Origin of the sequence: uncultured Acinetobacter sp. (genome assembly GCF_947626835.1) — a bacterium.
Lineage (GTDB): Bacteria > Pseudomonadota > Gammaproteobacteria > Pseudomonadales > Moraxellaceae > Acinetobacter.
The window spans coordinates 170,913-182,091 of the sequence record NZ_CANQTS010000003.1; the positions used below are offsets into that span (position 1 = coordinate 170,913).

The following is an 11,179-nucleotide window of genomic DNA, read 5'->3' on the forward strand; positions in this document are numbered from 1 at the left end:
TCTGATGAAAAACCCCAAAAACACCTCGTGTATGTGTACCTTAAGTACGCTACCCAAGCAGTAAAAAATAGCGTTACAATGCTTGTGTCTTGTATTCATACAAAACCTAAGCCTCCGTTTAAATACTCAAGGAAAGTACAACCCTATGTCACGTTTAGCCAGCCGATTTGCCAAGCTGAAATCACAACAGCAAAAAGCTTTAGTTTCTTATGTGATGGCCGGAGATCCGCATCCCGAAGTCACTGTTGATTTATTACATCAGATGGTGGACGCAGGCGTAGATGTGATTGAATTGGGTTTACCATTTTCCGATCCAATGGCCGATGGTCCCGTGATTGCTTTGGCCGCTGAGCGTGCTTTAGCAGGCGGGACCAATACCTTGGATGCGTTGAATATGGTCAAAGCATTTCGTGAAAAAGACAGCAGCACACCTGTGGTGTTAATGGGTTATTTAAATCCTGTAGAAGTGATTGGCTATGAACAGTTTGTCGCAACAGCGCATGAGTGTGGTGTAGACGGCGTATTGTTGGTGGATTTACCACCAGAAGAAGCGGATGATTTTAATGCTGTATTAAAAAAATACGACATGGATCAAATTTTCTTACTTGCACCGACTTCAACGGATGAACGTATTGCTTATGTAGCGCAACATGCACGTGGTTTTATTTACTATGTGTCATTAAAAGGGGTGACAGGGGCGGCTACTTTAGATGTCTCGGAAGCTGCAAATCGTATTGAAAAAATTAAAGCCATCACTGATGTTCCTGTAGGTGTAGGTTTTGGTATCAGCGATGCTGCCTCAGCCAAAGCTATGGGCGTTGCCGCAGATGCGGTGATTGTGGGCAGTGCTTTTGTGAAACAATTTGCCACTTTAGCGCCAGAACAAGCCGTGATTGAAACGGTTAATAAAGTCAAGGAGCTTCGAGCTGCGCTCGATGAGTTAGTATGAATCAACAAGTGAAAGCAGGGAAAGTTCTTAGCCCATCGACGCCGTGGACTGAGCGCGGTGTACCAGGTATCCATCTTCCCGATGAACAACAAACCTTTAAAGCAACATCGACTGAACCTACGGTTGAGTGTACTGAATGTCATGCTTTAGTGACCCGTACTGCCATGGCATTTAATGCCTATGTGTGCCCACAATGTGATGAACATTTGCGTATGAAAGCGCGTGAGCGTTTAACTTGGTTCTTTGATCAAGTGCAAACTGAACTCGGTCAAGAATTCCAAGCCAAAGACCCACTCAATTTTGTTGATAGCAAAGCCTATCCAGATCGTATGGCTGAAGCGCAAAAGAAAACTGGTGAAACTGAAGCTTTAGTGGTGATGCAAGGCTTAGTAAAAAACTTGCCAATGATCGCTTGTGCCTTTGAGTTTGACTTTATGGGTGGTTCAATGGGAACTGTCGTAGGTGACCGTTTTGTTCAAGCTGCTGAAAAAGCCATTCAAGATCGTCAAGCCTTGGTGTGCTTTGCAGCTTCTGGTGGCGCACGTATGCAAGAAGGCATGTTGTCTTTAATGCAAATGGCACGTACCTCAGCCGCCATTCAACGCCTTAAAGATGCAGGTTTACCGTATATCGTGGTGTTAACGCATCCAGTTTATGGTGGTGTAACGGCATCTTTAGCCATGCTTGGTGATGTGCATATTGCTGAACCTAAAGCCATGATTGGTTTTGCAGGTAAACGTGTAATTGAGCAAACGGTACGTGAGACCTTACAAGAACCATTCCAACGTGCTGAGTATTTACTTGAGCATGGTGTAGTCGATCAAATTGTTCATCGTCATGCATTACGTGATACTGTATATCGCATCGTTACGAAATTAATGAACTTACCTTGAACACACAAGCTCCACTTGCAACAGATTCTTTAGCAACATGGCTCGATTATTGGGGCCATGTTCACGTCACCGGTATAGATTTAGGCTTAGAACGCGTGATTCCCGTGGCTGAAAAGCTCGGCGTGGTTAATCCACAGGCCACAGTGTTTACCGTGGCGGGCACCAATGGTAAAGGCTCCACCACCACCACTTTAGCTGCAATTTTAAAAGCAGCTGGCTATGATGTGGGTCTTTATCAATCACCGCATATTTACCGTTTTAATGAGCGGGTTAAATTAGGTGGTGTAGAAGTTGATGATCAAAGTTTGGTGCAAGCATTTGTACAAGTGGATCAAGCACGCCGTGAATGTGGTTTAAGCCTTTCTTTTTTTGAGGCCACCACACTTGCGGCGTTTGTGATTTTTAAGCATAAAAATTGCGATGTTTGGGTGTTAGAAGTCGGCTTAGGTGGACGTCTAGATGTGGTCAATGTGGTCAATCCTAATGTAGCAGTGCTTACCAATATTGGTTTAGATCACACCGATTGGTTAGGCGATACGATTGAAAAAATTGCCTTTGAAAAAGCCGGTATTATACGTGCCAATATTCCTGTCGTTTTTGGCGGTCAGCAAGAATTACCTCAAGCGATTGCCGATAAAGCAAAAGAATGTCATGCAGAGCTTTATGCACTCAATCGTGATTATTTTTATTCTATGGATGACAACGCGCAAACATGGAATTTTGCCTCAAGTGCCACCACTTTAAAATTACCTACAGGTGCTTTAGCACTTGATAATATTTCAACAGCGGTTGCGGCTGTATTGGCCAGCAATTTGAACATCACTCATGCAGCTTTAAGTGAAGGCATTCAAAACGCTAAATTGCAAGGTCGTTTTGAAGTACGTCAAATTCAAGGTAAAACCGTGATTTTTGATGCCGGTCACAATCCACATGGCGTTGAATTTTTACTTAAACAATTAAAACAATACCGCGTGCATCACCCGCAATACGCTGAAGTGGTCAGTGTTTTTTCAATGTTGACCGATAAAGACATTCAATCTGTCACAGAACTGTTGAAAGATCATATCGCTTTGTGGAAAATTGCAGCACTTGATGTGCCACGTGCCGCGCCTTTAGCGCAATTAGATACGGCACTTAGGTTTAACAACGTGCAGCATTTTGACAGTGTAAAATTAGCTTTTAAATCAGCGCTCGATGAAACAAACAATAATCAGCTGATTTTGGTATGTGGTTCATTTCATACCTTAGAAGCGGTATGGGAGTATTTGCAAGAATGTCAATGAATAACAAACAACGCTTAATGGGTGGTGTTGTTTTACTTGGTGGGGGTGTGCTGTTAGCGGCACTGTTGCTTAAAGGCAAAGAAGAAATCCACCAAAACAATATTCGTAGCTCAGATTTAGTGGAACAAGTGCAACAAAAGCCAAGCATGCCAAATGATGCCGAGCCGGTGGTGCAACTGCAACCTTTAACCGTTGATGTAGCCACAGAACAGCGCTTGTTGGCAGAACAACGCCGTGCCCGTGAGCAAGCTGTAGCAGAGCAAGAAGCGCGTGCAGCTGAGTTTTTGGCCATGCAACAACAGGCTGAAGCTGAAGCTGCACGTAAAGCAGCTGAAGAATATGCCGCTTTAAATGCACATCGTGCCAGTCAGCAAAGTTCAGACAATATTCCACCTGAATTGGTGGAAGATGATAAAGCCAAGCAAAAACGTTTAGCCGAAGAGGCTAAAAAAGCCCAAGCAGAGAAAAAAACTGCTGAGCAGACAGCCGAAGAAAAACGCAAGCTAGAAGCTGATAAAAAAGCCGAAGAAAAGCGTAAGGCCGAAGAAGCCAAAAAAGCCGAAGAAAAACGTAAAGCTGATGATGCCAAAAAAGCGGAAGAGAAGCGTAAAGCCGAAGAGGCTAAAAAAGCTGAGGAAAAACGTAAGGCAGAAGAAAAGCGCAAAGCCGAAGAAGCGAAAAAAGCTGAGAGTAAAAAAGAAGGTAAACCAAATGGCAAATGGATGGTACAAGTTGCATTAGCGGCCAACCAAGCCAATGCAGATGCCATAGCAGCCAAATTAAGTGCGCAAGGCTATAAAGTCACCAAAAGTCCAACCTCAAAAGGGGTAAGGATTATGGTCGGTCCTGCTAAAGACCGTGAAGCTGCTGATGATTTGCGTAAAAAGGTCAACTCGGATCCTAGCTTAAATACTAAATCTGCTTGGGTGATTGATTGGGTACCATTAGATCAGCGCTAAATAAGCATGGTCTTTCAGTTAAGGATTCATCCATCATGGATGAGTCCTTTTTCATTTTAAATACAGCCATTTTAAATGTTAGGCGCATATTTTTTTGTCAAGCACGGTGGAAAAGCCTTGTACTTGAAATTTCTAGCACCATAATAACGCTTAACAACAATTTTTTTCTTTTGACAAGCAAGATTTAGAGAGTCTATTCATGTTGGCAAGTCTGATCGGAGGAATCTTCGGTACCAAAAATGAGCGTGAACTCAAACGCATGCGTAAAATCGTAGATAAGATTAATGCGCTCGAGCCGACGATATCTGCCTTAAACGATGCAGACTTATCTGCAAAAACCCAAGAATTCAAACAACGTTATAACAAGGGTGAAAGCCTCGACCAACTCTTGCCTGAAGCTTTTGCGGTATGTCGTGAAGCCGGTAAACGTGTCATGGGCATGCGCCACTATGATGTACAGCTCATTGGTGGTATTACCTTGCACGAAGGTAAAATTGCAGAAATGCGTACCGGTGAAGGTAAAACCTTAATGGGTACCTTGGCATCGTATTTAAATGCCTTAAGTGGTCAAGGTGTGCACGTGATTACCGTCAACGACTACTTGGCGCAACGTGATGCTGAATTAAACCGTCCTTTATTTGAGTTTTTAGGTTTAAGTATTGGCGTGATTTACTCCATGCAAGACCCAACCGAAAAAGCGCAAGCCTATCGTGCCGATATTACTTATGGTACCAATAACGAATTTGGCTTTGACTACTTACGTGACAACATGGTGTTTGCACTTGAGGAGAAAAAGCAGCGTGGTTTAACTTATGCCATTATTGATGAGGTCGATTCGATCTTAATTGATGAGGCGCGTACACCTTTGATTATTTCAGGTCAAAGTGATGACTCATCGCAGCTTTATGCGGCAATTAACAGCATTCCACCTAAACTTAGCCCACAAAAAGAAGAAAAAGTAGCCGATGGCGGCCATTTTTGGATTGATGAAAAGCAACGTTCTGTTGAAATGACTGAAATTGGTTATGAAACGGTTGAACAAGAACTGATTGCTATGGGCTTATTGGCAGAAGGCGAAAGCTTATATTCAGCTGCCAACTTAAACCTTGTGCATCATGTAACAGCGGCAATTCGTGCCCATTTCCTGTATCAACGTAATGTGCAATATATTATCCATGATGGCGAAGTGATCATTGTGGATGAAAACACCGGTCGTACTATGCCGGGTCGTCGTTGGTCGGAAGGTTTACACCAAGCGGTAGAAGCCAAAGAAGGTTTAGAAATTCAACCTGAAAACCAAACGCTTGCCACCACGACTTTCCAAAACTATTTCCGTTTATATAAAAAGCTCTCAGGGATGACCGGTACTGCCGATACTGAAGCTGCGGAAATGAAGGAAATTTATGGCTTAGATGTTGTATTAATTCCAACGCATCGCCCAATGGTACGTAAAGACCATGACGATTTAATTTACCTCAATCGTGAAGGTAAATATAACGCGATTATTCAAGAAATTCAGCGTATTCATGAAGCAGGCGTTGCGCCAATTTTGATTGGTACAGCCACCATTGATGCCTCAGAAATTTTATCTGACAAGCTCAAAGAAGCGGGTATTCATCACGAAGTACTCAATGCCAAACAGCATGAGCGTGAAGCCGATATTATTGCGCAAGCCGGTGCGCCGCGTGCTGTGACCATTGCCACCAATATGGCCGGTCGTGGTACCGATATTTTACTTGGTGGTAACTGGAAAGCGTTACTTGCTAAAATTGAAAACCCAACCAGCGACGATGAAGCACGGTTACGTGCAGAGTGGGAGAAAAACCACGAAGCGGTGTTGGCATCGGGTGGTTTACACATTATTGGTTCAGAACGTCACGAATCACGTCGTATTGACAACCAATTACGTGGTCGTGCTGGTCGTCAAGGTGACCCGGGTGTGTCGCGTTTCTATTTATCACTTGAAGATGATTTGATGCGTATTTTCGCAGGCGATCGTGTGGTGAATATGATGAAGGCCATGGGGCTTTCAGAAGATGAAGCGATTGAGCACAAAATGGTGTCACGCTCGATTGAAAACGCACAGCGTAAAGTAGAAGCGCGTAACTTTGACATTCGTAAAAACCTGCTCAAATACGATGACGTGAATAACGAACAACGTAAGATCATTTATTCTCAACGTGATGATATTTTGGCAGAAAGCTCACTGCATGCCTATTTAGAAGAAATGCATCGTGAAGTGATGAAAGGTGTAATTGAAACCTATATTCCACCTGAGTCAATTCATGATCAATGGGATGTGCCAGGTTTAGAAGCGGCTTTACGTGAAGAATTCTCGATTGACTTACCAATTCAGCAATGGCTTGAGCAAGATCGCCGTTTAGATGAAGAAGGGCTGGCGCGCCGCGTCACCAATGAAGTGGTTGCCCGTTATAATACACGTCGTGAACAAATGGGTGCCGATTCAGCAGCTATGCTTGAGCGTCACTTTACTTTAAGTTCACTGGATCGTCATTGGAAAGAGCATTTGGCAGCCATGGATTACTTGCGCCAAGGGATTCATTTACGTGGTTATGCACAGAAAAATCCTGAGCAAGAATACAAAAAAGAAGCCTTCAACTTGTTTGTCAGCATGCTGGCGGTGATTAAATCTGATGTGGTGACAGATTTATCGCGTATTCATGTACCAACACCTGAAGAAATTGCTGAGATGGAAGCGCAACAACAGGCGCAAGCAGAGGCACAAGCAGCCGCGTTACAACTGAACTTAGTCAATGAATCACAACCTGTGGTTGATGCGCAGTTTGAGCAAACGCAAGTTGAAACTTTTGCAGCCCCTGCAAGCCGTAATGCGCCATGTCCATGTGGTTCAGGCTTAAAGTATAAGCAATGCCACGGTAAAATTTAATTTTATGCTTTAAAAAGCCACTCTATTTGAGTGGCTTTTTTATGGTCTGGTGAATAGTATTTGCAGTCGGTGCAATTCAATGTTATTTAATGACTGATTTAAAATCTATGGACAATACAATGAAAAAAGCATTAAAAATTGGTTTAGTTATTTTAGCAAGCCTGCCAACCTTGGCTTTGGCTGAGCAACTGACCACTACACCTGAAAAAGTGAAAGCAGCGATTGGCCCACAAACTGCGCAAGCAATTGTCAAAGATCATCAAGTGACGGTCATTAGCCCACGTACTGGCATTAGCTATACCTTTAACAATGACAACAATCCGATTGTGTTGCAAACTCAAGCGATTGTCGCAGCCAATAGCGCTAATGCTGAACGCATTGTGGCAGCTAATCCGGCTTTATCTGTAGAGAGTCAGCAAAAAGCCAAGCAAGCACTCTTAGATGCTGCTAAATAACGCGTTTAATATATACAAGGCCAGTCAATCGACTGGCTTTTTTATTGGTTCATAAAAAACTGCATTTCGCGTTAAAGACTCGATTTTTTTATCAATATCTAATAAGCTGTGTTTTTCATATAAAACCAAATTGGAAGTTTAAAAATGGCAGTCGGTGACGTAGCAATGCCACAGATGCATGTGGTGCAAGGGGTAAAAATTGGTTCGGCTGAAGCGTATGTGCGTTATCAGAATCGACGTGACCTTGTCATTTTTGAATTTAGCCAAGGGACCAATGTAGCCGGTGTATTTACCCAAAATGCGTTTTGTGCTGCACCTGTACATGTGTCTAAAGCACACTTACAAGAAACTAATCCGCGTTATTTAGTGATTAATACGGGTAATGCCAATGCGGGCACAGGCAAAATTGGTATGGCTAATGCTCAAGCGACTTGCGAAAAATTGGCTGAATTAGCCGGTGTCAGTAAAGCAGAAATTTTACCGTTTTCAACTGGTGTGATTGGTGAGCAGTTACCTGTGCCGCGTGTGTTGACAGGTCTACAAACCGCATTAGATAGCTTAAAAAATGACGCATGGCTTGATGCAGCAACCGGTATTATGACCACAGATACCACGCCCAAAGGTGCATCTGAGCAGTTTGAGCTGGATGGCATCACCTACACTATGACCGGTATTTCTAAAGGTGCGGGCATGATTCGTCCAAATATGGCGACCATGCTTGGCTTTGTGGCAACTGATGCCCCAATTGCGCGTGACTTAGTGCAACAGCTGCTATCAACAGCCGTGAATCAATCCTTTAACCGGATTACCATTGATGGTGATACCTCAACCAATGATTCATGTGTTTTTGCAGCAACAGGGCAAGCTGGTGGCGTAGAAATTAGTTCAAGCACTGACCCACGTTATGCGCAAGTGGCTGAAGTTTTAACCCGTATTATGAAACGTCTTGCCCAGCTGATTGTACGTGACGGTGAGGGTGCAACCAAGTTTATTACTGTTGCGGTTGAAGGCGGTCACAATACCCAAGAATGTTGTGATATTGCCTATAGCATTGCGCATTCGCCATTGGTAAAAACCGCACTGTTTGCTTCAGATCCAAACTGGGGGCGTATTTTAGCGGCCATTGGTTATGCTGGCGTTAAGGATTTAGACGTTGAAAAAATCCAAGTGTGGTTAGATGACGTACAAATCTGTAAAGATGGTGGTGCTGCAGAAGACTATACCGAAGAAGCAGGTTCACGCGTGATGGCGCAATCTGAAATCACCATTCGTGTGGCTTTGGGTCGTGGCGATGCCAAAGATACCGTCTATACCTGTGATTTATCTTACGACTACGTCAAAATCAACGCCGACTATCGTTCGTAATAGTATTTTGTATGATCAGCCTCACTCGTGAGGCTTTTTTATCACTGTTATTTTTTACTCACTGGTCAAAAAAGCATGATGCCATTTTGATCAGGTTTGACCAATCAGGCTTAGCAACAAGCCTTTATGTAGGGAACACACTATGAACAATGCGACCAATCTAATTGCCAATGAAGCAAAAAGTATTGTGCAAGCGCATTTGGATCGCCTAGGTGAGCCAAAGACAGCTCAAATGTCTGAAGCAGTCAAGCAAGAAAAATTTGCCCAAATTCTTGCCGAGTTAAAAAAACGCGATGCAGTTTTAGTGGCGCATTACTATTGTGATCCTGAAGTGCAAGAGTTAGCAGAGCTCAGCGGTGGTTGTGTGTCTGATTCATTGGAAATGGCACGTTTTGGTCGTGATCATAGTGCGCAAACTTTGGTGGTGGCTGGCGTTAAATTTATGGGTGAAACCTCAAAAATTTTATCGCCTGAAAAAACTATTCTCATGCCAACCTTAGAAGCGACGTGTTCACTTGATCTCGGTTGTCCTGAAAAAGAATTCGCAGAATTTTGTGATCAGCATCCTGATCATACAGTCGTGGTATATGCCAATACCTCAGCTGCGGTTAAAGCCCGTGCTGATTGGGTGGTAACGTCAAGCTGTGCGGTAGAAATTATTGAACACTTAGATAGCTTAGGTGAAAAAATCATTTGGGCACCCGATCAGCATTTAGGACGTTATATTCAGCAAAAAACGGGTGCTGAGATGTTGCTTTGGGATGGTGCTTGTATTGTGCATGAAGAATTTCGTGCTCGCGGCATTGAAAACATGAAAGCCATCTATCCAGATGCAGCAGTGTTGGTACATCCAGAATCACCACTGTCTGTGGTAGAGGTGGCCGATGCAGTGGGAAGTACCTCACAACTGATTAAAGCGGCACAAACTTTACCGCATGAGCGCTTAATTGTGGCTACTGACCGCGGCATTTTCTACAAAATGCAACAAGCTGTACCACATAAGATCCTAATTGAAGCCCCAACAGCAGGTGAAGGTGCAACGTGTCGTTCATGTGCACATTGTCCATGGATGGCCATGAATGAATTAGATGGTATTTTGCAAGTTTTACAACGTGGCGACCAAGAAATCCATGTTGATCCGGCTTTAGCGCAGCGTGCCAAAGTGCCACTTGATCGAATGTTGGCCTTTAGTGCACAGTTAAAACGTTGAAAACTAGTAAAAAATCCCAGACAAAGCCCATAATCGTTGGTTATTTAGACGTTTGATGTATTTTTTTGAGTTTTTTTAAATATAGGTGTTGACGTGTCCGCACGTCACGCCTAAAATGCACACCGTACCGAATGAGATGTTCGATACGAAAAGCTGAGATGAATCGGAGCATAGCACAGCCTGGTAGTGCACCTGGTTTGGGACCAGGGGGTCGTAGGTTCGAATCCTACTGCTCCGACCAATTCTTCAAGGCCAAATGATGGTAACATCAGTTAAGCGCTTGTAGCTCAGTTGGATAGAGCATCCGCCTTCTAAGCGGATGGTCACAGGTTCGAATCCTGTCAGGCGCGCCATTTGGTTGCTTGGTATTTAGAATCTAAAAAGCTTTATTGTGGTGGATGTAGCTCAGTTGGTAGAGCCCTGGATTGTGATTCCAGTTGTCGCGGGTTCGAATCCCGTCATTCACCCCACACCTAAAGCGGAGCATAGCACAGCCTGGTAGTGCACCTGGTTTGGGACCAGGGGGTCGTAGGTTCGAATCCTACTGCTCCGACCATTTATTCAGATGGTCGAGATAAAGATACCGCATTAAGCGGTTTTTTTATATCTTTGGTTAGAGCGCATCATATGATGGTGGATGTAGCTCAGTTGGTAGAGCCCCGGATTGTGATTCCGGTTGTCGTGGGTTCGAGTCCCATCATTCACCCCAACTTTTAAAAGTTGAAAGACGGAGCATAGCACAGCCTGGTAGTGCACCTGGTTTGGGACCAGGGGGTCGTAGGTTCGAATCCTACTGCTCCGACCATTTATTTAAATGGTCAGAATAGAAGATACCGCGTTAAGCGGTTTTTTTATGCCTAAAATTTGCTAAATTGAGTTATTGAGCCTCGAAAAGATGTCTTTTATAACCAATTGGATTAAAAATTGCACAATTAATCGCTTTTAGTTATATTTTTTTGTTTTAGGGCTTGTTTAACTCAAAAAACTATCTATAATCGCCCTCCATCAGCAGCGCTTGCTTAAATTCATTTAAAAAAGTGTTTGACTCTTTTGAGATAAAGAGTATTATTGCTGACCTAGCTTGCTAATGACGAATTAGCGAGTAAATCATTAAGAGATTATGAAGAACAACTTGTGTGGATTTTTACTGGTTGATC

The 11,179-nt window shown here is 43.5% G+C and carries 8 protein-coding genes and 6 tRNA genes; all 14 read left to right on the top strand.

The genetic code is table 11. The annotated features are described in order from the left end of the window. Positions 1–145: 145 nt before the first annotated feature. Positions 146–949, top strand: coding sequence for a tryptophan synthase subunit alpha (gene trpA, locus Q0Z55_RS03330; RefSeq protein WP_297424119.1), 804 nt, complete (start codon positions 146–148; stop codon positions 947–949). After that, entirely contained in the window at positions 946–1,842 is an 897-nt protein-coding gene (gene accD / locus Q0Z55_RS03335) for an acetyl-CoA carboxylase, carboxyltransferase subunit beta (RefSeq protein ID WP_297424122.1), read from the top strand. The genes trpA and accD overlap by 4 nt, the downstream gene beginning before the upstream one ends. Continuing rightward, complete coding sequence (gene folC, locus Q0Z55_RS03340) at positions 1,839–3,125, top strand: bifunctional tetrahydrofolate synthase/dihydrofolate synthase (protein WP_297424124.1); 1,287 nt, start codon at positions 1,839–1,841, stop codon at positions 3,123–3,125. Before accD ends, folC begins: the two co-directional genes overlap by 4 nt. After that, positions 3,122–4,084 (top strand): SPOR domain-containing protein, encoded by a 963-nt coding sequence (locus tag Q0Z55_RS03345; RefSeq protein ID WP_297424148.1) that lies wholly within the window; start codon positions 3,122–3,124, stop codon positions 4,082–4,084. The genes folC and Q0Z55_RS03345 overlap by 4 nt, the downstream gene beginning before the upstream one ends. 199 nt (positions 4,085–4,283) lie before the next feature. Beyond that, the gene (gene secA, locus Q0Z55_RS03350) at positions 4,284–6,992 is read left to right on the top strand and encodes a preprotein translocase subunit SecA (protein WP_297424127.1); all 2,709 of its coding nucleotides are present in this window, start codon (positions 4,284–4,286) and stop codon (positions 6,990–6,992) included. 119 nt (positions 6,993–7,111) lie between these two features. Then, entirely contained in the window at positions 7,112–7,447 is a 336-nt protein-coding gene (locus Q0Z55_RS03355; protein WP_297424129.1) for a hypothetical protein, read from the top strand. 144 nt (positions 7,448–7,591) lie between these two features. Further along, positions 7,592–8,812 (top strand): bifunctional glutamate N-acetyltransferase/amino-acid acetyltransferase ArgJ, encoded by a 1,221-nt coding sequence (argJ, locus tag Q0Z55_RS03360; RefSeq protein ID WP_297424132.1) that lies wholly within the window; start codon positions 7,592–7,594, stop codon positions 8,810–8,812. 142 nt (positions 8,813–8,954) lie between these two features. Then, complete coding sequence (gene nadA / locus Q0Z55_RS03365; RefSeq protein WP_297424135.1) at positions 8,955–10,022, top strand: quinolinate synthase NadA; 1,068 nt, start codon at positions 8,955–8,957, stop codon at positions 10,020–10,022. A gap of 164 nt (positions 10,023–10,186) precedes the next feature. After that, a tRNA-Pro gene (locus tag Q0Z55_RS03370) sits at positions 10,187–10,263 on the top strand. 35 nt (positions 10,264–10,298) lie between these two features. Beyond that, a tRNA-Arg gene (locus Q0Z55_RS03375) sits at positions 10,299–10,375 on the top strand. 41 nt (positions 10,376–10,416) lie between these two features. Continuing rightward, a tRNA-His gene (locus Q0Z55_RS03380) sits at positions 10,417–10,492 on the top strand. A gap of 9 nt (positions 10,493–10,501) precedes the next feature. Then, positions 10,502–10,578 (top strand) — tRNA-Pro (locus Q0Z55_RS03385). A 77-nt stretch (positions 10,579–10,655) separates the two neighbouring features. After that, positions 10,656–10,731, top strand: a tRNA-His gene (locus Q0Z55_RS03390). Between the two features lie 19 nt (positions 10,732–10,750). Further along, positions 10,751–10,827 (top strand) — tRNA-Pro (locus Q0Z55_RS03395). Positions 10,828–11,179 lie beyond the last annotated feature (352 nt).